Raw genomic sequence first — 15401 nt, forward strand, 5'->3', positions numbered from 1 at the left:
AGACTCATCCATATTATGTAAATGCATGCATCGTAATGAGTATATTTAATAAAGTTAAATGAAACTGGGGAGACTTGCGCAAATGGGTGAGAAAACAAGCAAAGCTATAAAACCCCCACTGATTAAAGTTTATTTTTCTTGGTGCTCCGCTTCCCATTCACTTAAATACGTTGCATATTCTAATTCATCTGGATCATCATATAACATAGAAATAAACTCTAATTTATTTCCATCACAATCTAGAAAATATACGCTTGCAGCTGGCATCCATCTTTGGACAATTGGCTCTTCATTTCCTTTCCCCTGACTCCCTACTACCTCTATTCCACGATTCTCTAACCATAATTTAGAAATCTTTAAAAACGCTACATCTACACGAAAAGCGAAGTGTTTCATCTCAAAATCTTCATTACTATGTACTTCCCATAATCCAAGCATTTGTTCTTTATTTTCTCCTACCCATAAGAAAGCAACCCGCCTTTTCGATAGTTTTTTTGCTAATATTAAACCTAACTTATTTTGATAGAAATCTATCGCCTTTTCTAAATTTCTTACATGTAAATGCGTTTCATATATGCTTTGTATCATTATGATTCCTCTCCCCTACATTCCAATTTTTTGAAAACATTTTGTTTTTATCATACAAATAAATACATTTGAAATCATCCTACTTTTGTATAATTCCCCCTTACTACAAAGGTATATATCTAACATTATCATTTATATCCCAACACCAAATTTCAATCAAAAACACATTTACATTCTAGTAAATACATTCTTAAATTTTTATAATGTAATAAGAGTGACATCTTAACAATAGAGGAGGAACCATTCTGGATAAAACCAAAGTTATGGCTTATTTTAGTATAACGGGTGATATATTCCCTGTTGAAGCAATTACCGACGCCCTAAATATCGAACCTACAAGAACTTATAAAAAAGGTGATATTGTCGCAAGACGTGATAATCCAAATCTTGTATTCACAAAAAAACTATATAGAAAAGAGACGGATTGGAATTTAAGCACTGGCTATCAAGAATCATACGATATAAATAATCAGTTGCATGTTATTCTAAAATCACTTGAAGAGAAAACAGAACCATTAAAACAGCTTAAGAAAAAATATGATTTAGAATTTCTATTTATGGTAGTCATTCAAATTGAGAATAACGAATCACCCGCAATGTATTTACAAAAAGATATACTTGATTTCGCTAGTTCGATTCAAGCAGAAATTCATTTTGATCTATATATTTACTAAAAATAAAAACGCTATTGATGTTAGAATCAATAGCGTTTTTTTATGTGACTAGATGTGTGAATTATTTTGTGAGAACAAAGCAGATTCATTTTTATGTAACCTTTTTCACTTTGATTTCCCCGTCTATCTTCACTTCATAAAAGGTTGGCTCTTCCATACGACGAGATGGCGTCCATACGTGATAAACAGTCTGTATTTCACGCTTTCTTCAACGAAAACAGAATATAAATTTTTTCAATTTCATGCGATTCTTCTAAAATCCATGAGGTTTGAGCTAAAAGCTTCTGTAATCCTTCCAATCCAAGATATCTAATTTGCACGCCAATAAACTCTGTAAACCCAAGGTATCCTGGATTAACATATGCTCGGTCGAAAATTAACGAACCCGTCACCCTGGCATCCGCTGGGGAATTTTCAAAGAAACGGTCTAAATTCTCAATAATATCCGAATCCGAACCATACTCAAAAAGCCCCCCCTCCGATGAACAGAGCTGAATCCAACCTGAATGATCCAAGCTCATTTTTAATAATGACTCCGATTGGCTCCAGTTATAATGTATTGTGTTAAGTGTTATATCAAGGCCATAAAAGCGTTCTCCCGGTTGCTTCAAAGCATCGATGCACCGCTTTGCGAAATTAGGGCCGTACGTATCAATATCTAAAATGTTAATTCCAATCTTTCGTCCCTTAAGTAATTCTGGGTCCGATTCCTGAATTAAAATCAAAGTATTGATACTGTCTGCAGCAGCTCCACCAGCAATATTAAAAAAACAAAGGCCACGTTCAGGAAACGCCCTAAGCTGAGGCAACAAAAGTTCCGACTGCTGTCTGCAAAGATCCCTCAGCCTAATCCGAAGTCCCATAAAAGAGGTTTGCTTTACCGCCCACTTGTCCCGGAAGCCTAATTTTATCCCCTTACTTAAATCAGGTCCAAGTTTGTACAGTAACGTACGCATACCACTAAGATAAGAATCATCAACATTCGACATTTTCACAAAAATGTTCTGAATAAAACCCGGCATCTTTTTTAATGCTTCAATGCTCCGTGCTGATTTAAGGCAATTCAAATGATACGCCTGTTCATCAATACTTGCATTGAACAACGGGTGCGTAATATCCAAAATCGGTAATTTCATTTCATTCTCAAAAACTACATAGAGAATTCGCTCATTTTGATTTGCTTCCATTTTTGAACTCCACCTCGTTTGCACACTGAATTTTGAATTAACAAAAATCCAAAGATAGTGTAACTGCTCTTCCAGGAAGATTTAACGTTACAATTACGCATTTTCTATACAAAAAATATAACTATTTATAGTATGCTTTATGATATTGTTATTTTCTTCCAAATAACAAAATTGATGGCGTACGGATTAACCAGCACTCGGCGTATTTACCTATTTCCCTCTGCAAAATTATAGTTTTAGCTCTATAATCCATGCCCGAACAACTAACTTCATCCTCTCTAGAAAATATCCATTCATTCTATTCAATTCCTAATCTACCTATTCCTTCCTTACTCAGTAACAAAACAAGCCACCCAATTCAAATGAATTGGGTGGCTCTATACTATAAAGAGAATTTGCTATTTGTATTACTTCAATTTCCCCTCAAAGACAATCTTTCTACCGCACGGTTCCACTACTGTTTTGCCGTCTTTCTTCACTTCATGAAAGATTGGCTCTTCCATGCGGCGAGACGGTGCATAGCCTTCTTGTTCCATACGTGCTAAGCAGTCTGTAATTGTTTCGTTTTCGAGTACTTCAAATTTCTTTTTATTAGGTTGTTTTGTCATGCCCTAACCTACTTTCTATTTTTCTTGATGCGAATTGATTCTTCATGTAGATCATATATAACATTGCGAGAATTCCTATTATAATCATAACCGCAATAAAAAAGCTTGTATACTGTATTTTTTCTATAAATACGCCTCCTAATACAGGTCCCAGTATACTCCCTAAACTAAAGGCGATTCCAGCTAATATATTACCTGCTGGCAATAAGTGTCTCGGTAATAAATCTGTCATAAATCCAAGTCCTAACGAGAAGCACGATCCAATGACCATACCAGCTAACAACATGCAGGCAAAGACGATCCAGTAATATTGATCAAATACGGCTGCTAGCAAGAAAATGCCCGTACTTATGCTGAACGTCCACGTTAAAATACGGTCCCTTCCGTATTTATCACTTAATATACCGAGCGGAATTTGTGTAATAATGCCCCCAACTGCAAATGCTGGTAATAAGAAGGATACTTCTGAAACAGACCATCCTTTACGAAGCGCATATACTGGTAAGTTACTGTTTAACATTGCTTCCAGTACGCCATATGCAAGTGGTCCCAGCAGTGCAATCCATCCTAATCCAACAACTTGTTTATAACGAGAAAAGGATGATTCACTCTTCACTTCTCTTTCATCTTGCGCCGGGAATGCATTTTTCGTTGGCAGTAATAACAGCCAACCTATTAAACAAAGTACAGTAGATATAATAAATGGCGTTGCAAGACCGTACTGTACAGTGCTTGCTAAATACGGACCGACGGCAAAACCAATTCCGAAGAATACACCGTATATCGATACTTGTCTCCCAATTTTACTCGGGTCTGATGTTGTCGTAATCCATGTTTGTGTTCCGACATGAAGCATATGATCTCCGACTCCAACTAGAAATCTAAGGATAAACCATACCCAAAACGAAAATGTTTGTGTAAAAAAGAATAATGAAATAATAACGAGAAATCCACCAATAACGATAATTGGCTTCATTCCAAATTTTTGCATCGGTTTTTCAAGAAACGGCGAGATTACTAATATCCCAATATATAGTGCCGTCGCATGAATACCGTTAATACTTGAACTAACCCCTTCTTGTTCAAAAATCATTGCAATGGCCGGTAAGAGCATACCTTGTGACAAACCTGAAATTGCTACAATCCCAACCATAATCCAAAAAGTAAAACGCAGTGACATCCCTTTCCCTCTCCTTCTCACTCTTTCCACTTTTCATTATAAACTGTTTCTGCAAATGCGTGTACGAATATTCGCAATTAAAAAGAAGCTAAAAGAATGAATCTTTTAGCTTCCTATCCTTCCCAAACTTGTGCTTTCACATTGTTATGAAATTGCTTGAAGTACGGATTTTTATAAAATGCAGTTCCATATACGTGTTGCTGTGCGCTAACGATTGGTTGTTGCGGATATTGCATTTGTAACGGAACTACAGCTGGTGAAATCTGCATATACAGCGGAGCTATCATCAATTTTGTATATATATGATGATTATATGGTGAATGCGCAATTAAGAGCGGATGATGCATGGATAATCTCCCCTTTTACATACAATGTTATAGCATATGCAATACCTTTCATTTCGGGGATTATTTCTGTTCTAACCAATCCTCTACATGCTTTATAAATACATCTAAACAATCAATAAACGGTGAATGACCGCAATCTTCTAATAATTGCAATTCAGCATTCGGCAAATGTTTCGCTAACTCTTCACCCACTACTTGCGGTACGACATAATCTCTGTCACCTTGTATGACAAGCGTTGGAGTTTTAATACGATGAATTTGCTTATTTCCCTCTACAACCCCGTTATGTTCATCCGAAATATTAAATGTAATGAGCGCATAATTCACATCTACGAAATTACGTTGCGTTAACATATCGTCTAAATACTTTTCATAACGATCTGGTTCAGGTTGATTATGTGTATATATTAATAGATTCCATACTGTTCGGTAATATAATTTATTCATATTTTTTATCGCATCTAGCACTGGAGCAATTTGTACAGGATCTTGTGCAACCTCTTCCTTCGTCTTTACTAAACTTGATACGATTGGCTGCCCGTTTATATCTTTTTTAAAAATTGGATATCCCTTCATGCCCACCGATTCTACTAAAATTAACTTTTCGACAAACGTTGGATGATTCGCTGTAAATTGCATCGCAACACCACCGCCCATTGACCAGCCCATTAATGAAAATTTCTCTAGTTTTAATTGATCAATAAATAGTTTTACATCTTCTGCAAAATCTTGTATGGAATCTATCGCTTTATTATATGTTGATTGACCAAATCCTCTTAAATCAAGAGCGTAAATATGGTATTGATCTTGCAGCTTTTCAATGACTAAATCCCAATGTTGTGACGATGTCATGTTTCCGTGAATGAGTACAAGAATTTCTGCATTTTGCCTTCCAACTTCCTGATACGCAATCGTTTCTCCGTTCGATAGTGAAACAAACTCCATTGTTGCAGGCTTAATCATCACAAGTTCCCCCATTCTTTTTAATAGAAAGAAAATTCTTTACTTAATTAAAGAATAACATGCAGAATGTATGTTCTCAACAAAAAAGCGATACGAAATTTTTACATAAATCAACATGTCTATTACTAGACAATTATAATAAAAAAGTATATAGTTAGCTAGGTAACTAATTTGAAAGGATCAACATACATGGACGAAAAACAACATTTTTTTCACATTGTCAGCCAGACTTCTCGCAAGTTTACGAAGAAATTTAATGAACGCGTATCTCCCACTGGGTTATTTAGTGCGCAATGGGCTGTAATTTTCCGTATTAATCAAACTGGTTCTTGTACGCAAACAGAATTATGTCAGTATTTAAATGTTGAATCACCAACGATGACTCGTACGTTAACACGTATGGAAACGATGGGATGGATTATTCGTACTGAAGGAAAAGATCGCCGTGAGAAGCTCATTTCTTTATCAGAAACAGCGATAAAGATGATTCCAATATGGCAAGAAGAAGTTGATACTTTCGAAGAAAAAACGCTAGAAGGTATTAACGAAGATGATTTACATCAAGCATTTCAAGTGTTACAACAAATTATTAAAAACTTAGATTAAATTGGAGGGATGACGATGCAAAGTGAGAAACTTTGGACGAAGGATTTCCTCGGAACTTGTTTTAGTAGTCTATTTCTCTTCTTAACATTTTATATGCTTATGACTACTTTACCCGTCTATGTAATAGACGGCCTAAAAGGAAAACCTGAGGAAATTGGTTTAGTTGCAACTGTATTTCTTATTTCATCTGTATTATGTCGACCATTTACAGGAAAATGGCTCGATGATTTAGGAAGAAAGAAAATATTATTTATTTCACTTTCTTTATTTTTAGCTGCTACTGTTATGTATTTCGGTGCGCAAAGTTTATTTTTATTACTTGCACTTCGCTTCTTACATGGTATTGGGTTTGGAATGGCAACAACTGCAACTGGTACGATTGTCACAGATGTTGCGCCAGCTCATAGACGCGGCGAAGCACTTGCCTATTTCGGCGTATTTATGAGTTTGCCGATGGTAATTGGTCCTTTTTTAGGTTTAACAATTATTTCTCATTTTTCATTCACTGTACTATTTATCGTTTGTTCCATATTTTCATTGCTTGCATTTTTATTAGGACTACTTGTAAATATTCCGCATGAAGCACCTGTAAGCAAACAAAAACGAGAAAAAATGAAATGGAAAGACTTACTTGAACCATCTTCTATTCCAATCGCTCTTACAGGATTTGTTTTAGCCTTTTCTTATAGTGGCATTTTATCCTTTATTCCTATTTATGCAAAAGAGCTCGGTTTAGCTGACATTGCAAGTTACTTCTTTATTTTATATGCACTTGTTGTTGTCATTTCTCGTCCATTTACAGGTAAGATTTTTGATCGCTTCGGTGAAAATGTACTTGTTTATCCAGCTATTATTATTTTCACAATTGGGATGTTCATTTTAAGCCAAGCACAAACTTCATTTTGGTTCCTTGGCGCAGGTATGTTAATCGGTTTAGGTTACGGAACATTAATTCCTAGCTTCCAAACGATTGCGATTTCTGCAGCTCCAAACCATAGACGTGGTTCTGCGACAGCTACGTACTTCTCATTCTTTGATAGTGGTATTGGCTTTGGTTCTTTCATTTTAGGTATCGTCGCAGCGAAATCAAGTTACCATAATATGTATTTCGTCGCAGCCATTATCGTTGCGTTCACTTTACTTCTTTATTATGGATTACACGGACGAAAACAAAAGTTCAAGAAACAACATACAGACGGAAAGGTTTCCGCTTAACATAAATAAGGAAAGTAAACTTCCCTGTTTACTTTCCTTATTTTGTATTTCTTTCAATTGAAGCGTATACTTATAATAGAAAAAACAAGGAGGGACCGATATGAAACTTAAAAAATCTCCCCTACTCTTACTCATAATCACATTTATATTTGTAATTACAGGGCTCGGTTTTACATACTTCAAACATAATAAAACGACTCCATCGAAAAATAACGTGACGAAGAAAAATTGGATAGATGACCCGTACTTACGTTGGTCGTATACACATATGAAAGAATTCACTTTAATTAACGAGGTGAAAAATAACCCGGATCACGTTTTTCACTTCTCTACCGCATTGCAAAACTTAGACGATTTTGCTGTGGACCGTAGATTTGGAAATACAACTCCTCTAAAAAAACTTTTAGATGATAACAAAACGGATGCTTTCGTCGTTGTACATAATGGACAACTTGTATATGAACGATATTTCAATGGATATAACGAGAGCGAACCTCATGGTATGGCGTCATTAGCAAAAGTATTTACCGGGGCAATTATACAATCTCTCGCTGAAGAAAACCGTATTGACTTAGAAAAAACAGCTGACACATATATAAAAGAATTAAAAAATACACCGTTTGGTAAAGCCTCGCTTCAGCAATTATTGGATATGCAAGTTTCTGTAGAATATCCTACTCACGGATATGAACATCCAGCATTAGAAAATCAAGATGCACAACTATATTTAGCGAGCAATATTTTACCTCGAGGTAAAAATTACGACGGCCCGATGAAAATTTATGATATGTTACGAGAAGCAGAAGAAACTGCACCGCCTGGTTCTGATTTTTCTTACGATAACGGATCAGCAGAAACACTCGCTTGGGTGATTCGAACAATCACTGGTAAATCATTAGCTGAAAATGTTAGTGAGCGTATTTGGTCTCAAATTGGTATGGAAGAAAACGCGTATTACGTAACAGATGAAACAAAAGTTGAACAAGCTAGTGCTGGTTTAAATGCAACTGCTAGAGATATGGCTAGATTTGGGCAATTACTATTAAACAACGGGGAATATAACGGAAAACAAATTCTCCCTTCTTCTATTACTGAAGATATAAAAAATGTCCAAGAAGGTGAACTTGCAGTTGGCCCTGGCGCTTCCATTTCTTATCATAATCAATGGTGGATTCCGCACAATGAACAAGGTGCTTTCGAAGTGTTAGGTAGTTACGGACAAACACTTTACATCGATCCGAAAGCGAATATGGTAATTGTCCACTTCTCTTCTAATGCTACGCCAAGTAATGAAATCCATTCCGTTTACTCCAATATGTATATTGATATTGCACATCATTTAGAGAAGCTTCCACAGTAGTGGAAGCTTTTTCTTATTGCTTTTTTATTTTATTCTAGTAACGTACTAACCTTCATATCGAAAATTATTTTGAATTCTGCTGTATGGTTAGTGAAAAAACTAATTTTGAATCTGAAATGCTGTAGCATCTAGAATTCGAATGTGCTTAAAGATCCTGTCTTTCCATGAATTCTTTTCTCATGTTAGTCTCATACGAACCACACTCTCTCCACACACTTTTTAAAAAGAAGCATGGGTAAACTAATAAATATAAATTAGGTATCCACCAAGACATATCAAAATCTAAACGGATTGTCCAAAATGCTAGCGCTTGTAATCCTGAACAAAAAGTTAAAATTAATAATAAGAACGCAAAGTGACTCCAAATATGTTTTTGTTTAGAATGTAAATACAAACTTAGAAATCCCGTTAACGAGATTAACAAATCCAAGGGTAAAAAAGACCAGTTCCATGCTACTAAAATAGGATCTTGGTAATCTTTAAACAAATATTCTTGCGGAATCATATGAAAAATTGTTATGAGCCAATATACAACAAACCCAAGATCAGTAATAAGGAAAAAATACTTTAATCGATTCAATGTATACGTTCCTCCACCATTTCTTTTTTCTTCGCTTCATGTGCCGTACTATTAAAATTTAATATTACGACTCCAACTAAAATAAAAAGAATTGCTAGTATCTTAATTATATTGATACTTTCTCCAAAATAAATAAAACCAATTGTTGTAATCGTTACAATTCCCATACCTGACCATACCGCATATGCAACGGACATTTCCATCCCCTTTAATGCAAATGACAGAAATGCAAAACTTACTACATAAAATACAAAAATAAGAATGCTTGGTACAAGTTTCGTTAATCCATCAGATAGTTTCATTGCAGTTGTACCTGCTACCTCAAATAAAATTGCGAAGCATAAATAAATCCACTGCATTATTCTCCCACCTTCTATTTCGGATTAGAAATTCCGTATAGTAACATATCCATAATCGATTCAAGCATACTTCCCAATGTATAATCACTCTTTTCAATAAACATAGGATCATATATGCGATTCAGTGCCCCCAAGTATACTTCAATAAAAAACGGAATTTGAATTTTTCTTATGCTTCCTTCTCTCATTCCCTCTTCTATTAAACTAATTACAGTAGACCACCCTTCACGTAAAAACTGATCTAATTTTAACCATTGGTAATAATGATGTTTTTTTAGTTCTACTAATAAACGTGCATCCATGAATGTAAATTGTTGTGGAATACAAATTAAAATGAGCCTTATTTTTTCAACTGTTTGTAACGTATCATCTTCAGCGATATTTTTTTCCTTTTCTTGAATACTTTCTATTACATTACAAATAACTTCATCTACTATTTCATCTTTTGAAGAAAAGTGCTCATAGATTGTCCTCTTACTAACAGCTAATTGTTTTGCTAAATCACTAATTGTAAATGTAAACCCCTTCGTTTGAATTTGATGAATTGTTTCTGTTACTATTCTTTGCTTCATAATCCGCCTCCCGAACCCTTGGTACCAATTTGGTTTTTTTAGTACCATTTCATTTTACAATATTTAACACAATCTATCCAACTAATTTTTATAATTTTCTAACGTTTAACTTAAAATAAGTTAAACGTTAGAGAGATGAGGAGCATTCTTGCATATTCAACAATCCAGTGAATAATTGGATAACACTCATACATGAAGCTTTAAATAAAGTTAAATGCAGCTCTATAAGGCTATGTTGGTATATGTTCTTTTTTAGCTTGATGGGGAGAAACCCCGATCTACTTTCACCTAAGTAAAAAAGCACCCTATAAACCGGGCGCTTTTCTCCAACCTAATGACTAATAGTAGCAGTTGGATATAATGTTGTTCCTCCAATTGAAACCTTTATTTCATTTGTTAATGGAACATTTTGTTCATTAATAATGGTTCTCCACCATTCCCATGCAAGACCTGTACATTCTCTTGCTACAATTTTTATATTTTTTGAATTTGGTGGAAGAGGGATTACCGTAGAGTAATGAGCTGTTTTGTCTTTGCCACTACCTTCCCATGTTTTATGTGTTAATACTTCTTTTCCATTTTGATCAAATGTGAATTCATCCCAAGATACATCAAATTGAGCAACATATGCACCGTAATGATCAAGTGTCATTTTTGCACTTGAATATTCTGTCGTTGTCGTCTCGATATAATCTGTATTGTTATGAACAGCAGCAGTTGCATTATCTTTTAAGAAAGTGCTTGTATATGAAATTGGGTATGCTGGATTTTTAAAACTTAATTCAGCATTATCTTTAATAATATTTCGAATTTCATTGAAATCTTTTGTAACAACCTTGTTATGCTCTTTCGCATCTCCGCCTAATACGACAGCAGTAAAAGTACTTTCTTCAAAAATATCTTTGTACTGTCCACTCGTTTCGACACTGTTATTCTTCAGTAAAGCTTTAAAAGCAGCTTGTACATCTTTACTCTTAGATGTTGTTTCTAATTTTACATAAACCGTTCTACCATAAGCTACATTTGAGACCATAACAGGTGGAGCTGAATTACTTACTCCTTTACGAGTTAGCTCATCAAAAGTAACACTATTATCAAATAGATCGGATGGATTGTTAGGTAGTTCAGCACTTACGGTATAGAATATTTGCTTATATGCCGCCACCATCACTTTTTTCTCTCCATTTGCAACTGCATTAAAATCAATGTTCAGACTGTTATCAAGATATTTCGCATTAACATTAAGAGCACTTGCGATTTGTGATTTACTATAAACCATAGATTCTGTATACTGCATTCTTGCAGGTAACGTATGTGTTGCGGAATACTTTTCATTCCAAGTAGATACTAAATCATCTACTGCTCCAGCTACATTACCATATGTCGGATTTTGGACAGTGATTGTATTTTCTTTTCTCATACCAGGTAAGTCTATACTAATATTCAAAGGCTTTCTCTTAGCCACTAATAAACTCGGTTGATTGTCTGCAAAAGCTTTATTGGCAAGTTGTACAGCTCCTGGATACGTGCGATTTGCTACAGAATCAATAATCGAAATATCGACTGGTGACGTTGTAAGTGATTTTTTCTCACGTTCCACTACTACAAATTTACCATTTGAATTGATACTTTCTTTCGGAACAAAACTCTCTACTTTATCACCATTTACAGCTAAAACCTCTTGATTATTATATGTAAGGTTTGCTATACCAGTATCAATGCTACTAGCATTTTTAGCTATATCAGTTGCACGACCGGCTTGTGTTTCTGCGAAAGAAATAGATGAATAATTAAGAGTGCATAGACTAACTAATAAACATGCAAGGAACTTTCTTCTTTTGGTATTTTTCTTAATATTCAGAAAAATCACCCCGTTCTTTTTTTAGTAAGACATGATAGCTAACGAATAAACTTACATAAACGCTTTTAAAAGTTCTTGGACTAAAGGTATTACTCCACCTAAAAATTTTAAAACGGCCATTGCGATTTCCATATTACTTCCTCCTCTTTGCTGTATTAAGATGTTTTGTATATTTATGCTTTCATTATAATAAGCTTTTACATTTGCATCAATTCATTTTTATATGCAATATTTCATATTGAGGAAAAGCAACTTTTTCTGCCAGGGTGATGATGGTACTACTCTTCTTGACAATATTTCAATCTTCATAAAACATCAGAATTTTCTAAATATAAAAGGTTATGAACGAAACAACCTCGAATAATTGTAATACATATACATAAGGAGGTTGATCTATTTTGTTTCGTTCTTTTACTAATGGCTGCGTAGCCTTAGTGCAACGTTTCTTGCCAGAACCGTTTATTTTATCATGTTTATTAACCGTATTTGTTATTTTCTTCGGCATGTTTGCAACGCATCAAACACCTGTGGAAATGATTAATCACTGGGGGAATGGCATTTGGGGACTTCTCGCCTTTTCTATGCAAATGGCACTTGTACTCGTGACAGGATCTGCTTTAGCAAACGCTCCTCTCATTAAAAAATGGTTAACGAAAGCTGCAAGACTACCGAAAACGAATGGACAAGGTATTATTGCCATTTCAATCGTAAGTTTACTAGGGGCGTACATAAACTGGGGCTTTGGTATTGTTGTATCTGTTTTATATGCAAAGGAAGTAGCAAGGCAACTTGAAGGATTAGATTATAGGTTAGCCATTGCCTCTTCTTACTCTGGATTTCTCATTTGGCATGCGGGGCTTTCTGCTTCTATCCCTCTCACGTTAGCAACTGGAGGCGAAACGTTAATGAAAACGACAGCTGGAAGTATTAAAGAAGCGATTCCAATAACAGAAACGTTATTCTCACCATACGCTCTCGTGCCAGTTATTATTTTTCTCGTTACGATGCCTCTCATTAATAAAGCGATGCATCCAGATGAAAAACATACGATAACGGTAGATCCTAGCGTATTCCATGAAGAAGCTGCCGCTCAAGAAGTAGGGAAAAATACGTTCGCTGAGAAAATGGAAAATAGTATCATTATTACACTTTGCGTTGGATTGTTAGGTCTCATTTATATTTTCAATTACTTTTATACGAAAGGCTTTAACCTTACACTTGATATCGTTATTTTTATGTTATTAATTGCTGGACTTATTTTCCACCGTACTCCGATTCAATATATTCGTGCTTTTTCAGATTCTACAAAAAGTGCTTCTGGTATTTTACTTCAGTTTCCATTTTATGCAGGAATTATGGGCATGATGATTGGAGCAAATAGTGAAGGACTTTCACTTGGAGGAGCTATTTCAAATTTCTTTATTAGTATTTCAAACGAAACAACTTTCCCGCTCTTTACTTTTTTAAGTGCTGGCATCGTTAATATTTTCGTTCCATCTGGTGGCGGTCAATGGGCTGTGCAAGCACCCATTATGATTCCAGCTGGTGCTGAACTTGGTGTACCTGCCGCAAAAACAGCAATGGCCATTGCGTGGGGCGATGCTTGGACGAATTTAATTCAACCTTTCTGGGCATTACCGGCATTGGCAATAGCTGGTTTAGGCGCTCGTGATATTATGGGATTTTGCGTCGTGAACTTACTATATGCAGGATTTATCATAAGTCTATGTTTCTTGTTTATTTAAACGAAAAGCTAGTTTTATACTAGCTTTTTTATATAATAATTCACTTATTTCCCACGCAATTCATCATGGTTTTCCACTCTAAATCCGTAAGATGTAATGACTCAAATGCAAAAAAATCTTCGCAAATTTTTCCGATCAGGTGTGGATGTTCCCTCAAAAAATTCCACTGTAACGCTTTAGGAAGAAAATATGTTTCATATTCTTTACTTCCCATTACTATCTCATCAACTTCTCTTTCACAAATTCCTCTTATCAAGTAGTCATTTCTTAACTCTATTTGAATTTGCCCAAACGTTTCACTACATTCCTTCAGTTGAAGTAAACATGTAATATACGTTCGCAAAAGTTCGTTGTCATCCCCGCAACACTTTATAATACGTTCCATTTCATTCATAATGTACGAGCCTTTTCTTCTATTTGTAATAACCACTTTTCCCGCTTCTCTCGTTTACTCGTTTTCACAGATTGAAATACTGACCGTTTTATATCGCGAATGCCGCAAAAACGTAAAACACCTCTCTTCATTATAATCCAATCTGCTGATCGATATAGTAATGCAACGTACCATAACGGTGAGTCTAACGTATTAATTACCCATGCCTTCTTACCTTTCAATAAGCCTTTCGGCAGGGCCCCTTCATATTTATAAGCAAATCCAGCTACGAAAATGCGATCAATAAACCCTTTTAAAATAGCTGGCATCCCCCACCACCATATAGGATAGATGAATAGAAGCATATCTGCTTCTTCTACTAATGTTCTGTACCGGGCTGTTTCTTCTTCATTTACTAAATCACGTCTTTTCTTCTCTTCATTAAATACAAGGACGGGATCAAATTGTTCTTTATATAAATCAAGTACTGTAACCGAATGATTAGTTTCTTGCAATCCTTTTTGCACATGCTCTAAAATCGCCGCGTTAAAGCTTGAAGGACTAGGATGGGCGTATACAATTAGTACATTCACTACAAAACAACTCCCTCTATAAGTTAAATTTTCCCCTTCTTTAACATCTTCTCTACAATTTGCACGTTTTTTGAACTTTGTAACAACCGGTTTAATACTATAAGTAACTCTTCTTTTTCTAAACCTTGCAATTTCGATTTAACCGTACTCTCGCCAGCACTTTGAATATCATAAACAACCGCCGCCATATGTTTACAATAATTCTCATATGGACACTCACAACTACTTTCTGAAAAATCATCGAGTTCAATCACTACTGCATAATTCCCTGCATTACCAGTCACAAATGCAAATACTTTATTATTATGTATTTCTACATCTTCTACATGTCCATCTTCATAATATTCATACCCTCTATCAATAATGTGTTTCGGGATATACCTATATAGTTCTTTTATTAAATAAGCGTACATAACAACACCTCTTCCTTTAATTCCCTTTTGACTTCTAGAGCCACTGCATGTTATTCTAATAACTGTCAAATAGCAAGTCTATGTGACAAAAACGACTGACACCTATTCGGCGAAGGTGTCTCTTTTCATTTGCAGCCGATATGAATTGCCTCTTTCAGGCACATTCAATTTTTGACA

Annotated in this window: 18 protein-coding genes; 5 read left to right on the forward strand and 13 right to left on the reverse strand. The window is 35.1% G+C overall.

Features of this window, described 5'->3' with window-relative positions; translation table 11 throughout:
- Window positions 1–129 precede the first annotated feature (129 nt).
- The gene (locus PDK19_RS21225) at window positions 130–588 is read right to left on the reverse strand and encodes a VOC family protein (protein ID WP_000616179.1); all 459 of its coding nucleotides are present in this window, start codon (window positions 586–588) and stop codon (window positions 130–132) included.
- A gap of 263 nt (window positions 589–851) precedes the next feature.
- Between PDK19_RS21225 and PDK19_RS21230 the strand changes: the two genes are divergently transcribed.
- Window positions 852–1262 carry a DUF4279 domain-containing protein gene (locus tag PDK19_RS21230; RefSeq protein WP_074615426.1) on the forward strand — a complete coding sequence of 137 codons (411 nt, stop codon included), beginning with the start codon at window positions 852–854 and terminating at the stop codon, window positions 1260–1262.
- A 197-nt stretch (window positions 1263–1459) separates the two neighbouring features.
- On the opposite strand, the gene PDK19_RS21240 is transcribed toward PDK19_RS21230, so the two are convergent.
- From PDK19_RS21240 to phaZ, 5 genes are all read right to left on the reverse strand, one after another.
- A complete protein-coding gene (locus PDK19_RS21240; protein ID WP_000387972.1) occupies window positions 1460–2449 on the reverse strand; it encodes a hypothetical protein in 990 nt (329 codons plus the stop codon).
- 407 nt (window positions 2450–2856) lie between these two features.
- On the reverse strand, window positions 2857–3057 hold the full coding sequence (locus PDK19_RS21245) for an NETI motif-containing protein (RefSeq protein ID WP_000166303.1): 201 nt from the start codon (window positions 3055–3057) through the stop codon (window positions 2857–2859).
- A complete protein-coding gene (locus PDK19_RS21250) occupies window positions 3041–4237 on the reverse strand; it encodes an MFS transporter (protein ID WP_000058542.1) in 1197 nt (398 codons plus the stop codon). Before PDK19_RS21250 ends, PDK19_RS21245 begins: the two co-directional genes overlap by 17 nt.
- Window positions 4238–4350: 113 nt before the next feature.
- Window positions 4351–4584, reverse strand: a complete 234-nt coding sequence (locus tag PDK19_RS21255; protein ID WP_000546488.1) for a hypothetical protein — start codon at window positions 4582–4584, stop codon at window positions 4351–4353.
- Window positions 4585–4644: 60 nt separating this feature from the next.
- Window positions 4645–5562, reverse strand: coding sequence for an intracellular short-chain-length polyhydroxyalkanoate depolymerase (gene phaZ, locus PDK19_RS21260; RefSeq protein ID WP_139303029.1), 918 nt, complete (start codon window positions 5560–5562; stop codon window positions 4645–4647).
- Between the two features lie 174 nt (window positions 5563–5736).
- On the opposite strand from phaZ, the gene PDK19_RS21265 reads away from it, so the two are divergent.
- The 3 genes from PDK19_RS21265 (at window position 5737) to PDK19_RS21275 (ending at window position 8728) form a co-directional block, all read left to right on the forward strand.
- On the forward strand, window positions 5737–6153 hold the full coding sequence (locus PDK19_RS21265) for a MarR family winged helix-turn-helix transcriptional regulator (protein ID WP_000343675.1): 417 nt from the start codon (window positions 5737–5739) through the stop codon (window positions 6151–6153).
- A 15-nt stretch (window positions 6154–6168) separates the two neighbouring features.
- Window positions 6169–7368: an MFS transporter gene (locus tag PDK19_RS21270; protein WP_049111183.1), complete on the forward strand. Its 1200-nt coding sequence runs from the start codon at window positions 6169–6171 to the stop codon at window positions 7366–7368.
- Window positions 7369–7468: 100 nt separating this feature from the next.
- Window positions 7469–8728 (forward strand): serine hydrolase domain-containing protein, encoded by a 1260-nt coding sequence (locus PDK19_RS21275; protein WP_000768710.1) that lies wholly within the window; start codon window positions 7469–7471, stop codon window positions 8726–8728.
- Window positions 8729–8873: 145 nt separating this feature from the next.
- Here PDK19_RS21275 and PDK19_RS21280 read toward each other — a convergent pair whose 3' ends face one another.
- The 4 genes from PDK19_RS21280 to alo all read right to left on the reverse strand — a co-directional run bounded on the left by PDK19_RS21280 (window position 8874) and on the right by alo (window position 12109).
- Window positions 8874–9308, reverse strand: a complete 435-nt coding sequence (locus PDK19_RS21280; RefSeq protein WP_049111182.1) for a YvaD family protein — start codon at window positions 9306–9308, stop codon at window positions 8874–8876.
- Window positions 9305–9667, reverse strand: coding sequence for a DMT family transporter (locus PDK19_RS21285; protein WP_001198602.1), 363 nt, complete (start codon window positions 9665–9667; stop codon window positions 9305–9307). Before PDK19_RS21285 ends, PDK19_RS21280 begins: the two co-directional genes overlap by 4 nt.
- Before the next feature lie 14 nt (window positions 9668–9681).
- Window positions 9682–10239, reverse strand: coding sequence for a TetR/AcrR family transcriptional regulator (locus PDK19_RS21290; protein ID WP_000813648.1), 558 nt, complete (start codon window positions 10237–10239; stop codon window positions 9682–9684).
- A 331-nt stretch (window positions 10240–10570) separates the two neighbouring features.
- On the reverse strand, window positions 10571–12109 hold the full coding sequence (gene alo / locus PDK19_RS21295; RefSeq protein WP_000576743.1) for an anthrolysin O/cereolysin O family cholesterol-dependent cytolysin Alo: 1539 nt from the start codon (window positions 12107–12109) through the stop codon (window positions 10571–10573).
- Window positions 12110–12498: 389 nt separating this feature from the next.
- Here alo and PDK19_RS21300 point away from each other — a divergent pair, with 389 nt between their 5' ends.
- On the forward strand, window positions 12499–13845 hold the full coding sequence (locus tag PDK19_RS21300) for a short-chain fatty acid transporter (RefSeq protein ID WP_000490036.1): 1347 nt from the start codon (window positions 12499–12501) through the stop codon (window positions 13843–13845).
- A 40-nt stretch (window positions 13846–13885) separates the two neighbouring features.
- Here PDK19_RS21300 and PDK19_RS21305 read toward each other — a convergent pair whose 3' ends face one another.
- The 3 genes from PDK19_RS21305 to PDK19_RS21315 are packed head-to-tail and all read right to left on the reverse strand — an operon-like array spanning window position 13886 to window position 15224.
- Window positions 13886–14239, reverse strand: coding sequence for a hypothetical protein (locus tag PDK19_RS21305; RefSeq protein ID WP_049111179.1), 354 nt, complete (start codon window positions 14237–14239; stop codon window positions 13886–13888).
- Complete coding sequence (locus PDK19_RS21310; protein ID WP_016718056.1) at window positions 14236–14811, reverse strand: NAD(P)H-dependent oxidoreductase; 576 nt, start codon at window positions 14809–14811, stop codon at window positions 14236–14238. Before PDK19_RS21310 ends, PDK19_RS21305 begins: the two co-directional genes overlap by 4 nt.
- Window positions 14812–14834: 23 nt before the next feature.
- Complete coding sequence (locus PDK19_RS21315) at window positions 14835–15224, reverse strand: SWIM zinc finger family protein (protein WP_000271479.1); 390 nt, start codon at window positions 15222–15224, stop codon at window positions 14835–14837.
- Window positions 15225–15401: the final 177 nt, after the last annotated feature.

Source organism: Bacillus cereus group sp. BcHK124 (assembly GCF_027712065.1).
Lineage (GTDB): Bacteria > Bacillota > Bacilli > Bacillales > Bacillaceae_G > Bacillus_A > Bacillus_A pacificus.

Bases quoted from the DNA above. Each gene is read 5' to 3' on its own strand.
- PDK19_RS21265 (WP_000343675.1), top strand. From the start codon at position 5,737: ATGGACGAAAAACAACATTTTTTTCACATTGTCAGCCAGACTTCTCGC.
- PDK19_RS21315 (WP_000271479.1), bottom strand. From the start codon at position 15,224: ATGTACGCTTATTTAATAAAAGAACTATATAGGTATATCCCGAAACAC.
- PDK19_RS21240 (WP_000387972.1), bottom strand. From the start codon at position 2,449: ATGGAAGCAAATCAAAATGAGCGAATTCTCTATGTAGTTTTTGAGAAT.
- PDK19_RS21255 (WP_000546488.1), bottom strand. From the start codon at position 4,584: ATGCATCATCCGCTCTTAATTGCGCATTCACCATATAATCATCATATA.
- PDK19_RS21285 (WP_001198602.1), bottom strand. From the start codon at position 9,667: ATGCAGTGGATTTATTTATGCTTCGCAATTTTATTTGAGGTAGCAGGT.
- PDK19_RS21275 (WP_000768710.1), top strand. From the start codon at position 7,469: ATGAAACTTAAAAAATCTCCCCTACTCTTACTCATAATCACATTTATA.
- PDK19_RS21230 (WP_074615426.1), top strand. From the start codon at position 852: ATGGCTTATTTTAGTATAACGGGTGATATATTCCCTGTTGAAGCAATT.
- PDK19_RS21270 (WP_049111183.1), top strand. From the start codon at position 6,169: ATGCAAAGTGAGAAACTTTGGACGAAGGATTTCCTCGGAACTTGTTTT.
- PDK19_RS21305 (WP_049111179.1), bottom strand. From the start codon at position 14,239: ATGAATGAAATGGAACGTATTATAAAGTGTTGCGGGGATGACAACGAA.
- PDK19_RS21245 (WP_000166303.1), bottom strand. From the start codon at position 3,057: ATGACAAAACAACCTAATAAAAAGAAATTTGAAGTACTCGAAAACGAA.
- PDK19_RS21250 (WP_000058542.1), bottom strand. From the start codon at position 4,237: ATGTCACTGCGTTTTACTTTTTGGATTATGGTTGGGATTGTAGCAATT.
- PDK19_RS21225 (WP_000616179.1), bottom strand. From the start codon at position 588: ATGATACAAAGCATATATGAAACGCATTTACATGTAAGAAATTTAGAA.
- PDK19_RS21290 (WP_000813648.1), bottom strand. From the start codon at position 10,239: ATGAAGCAAAGAATAGTAACAGAAACAATTCATCAAATTCAAACGAAG.
- phaZ (WP_139303029.1), bottom strand. From the start codon at position 5,562: ATGGGGGAACTTGTGATGATTAAGCCTGCAACAATGGAGTTTGTTTCA.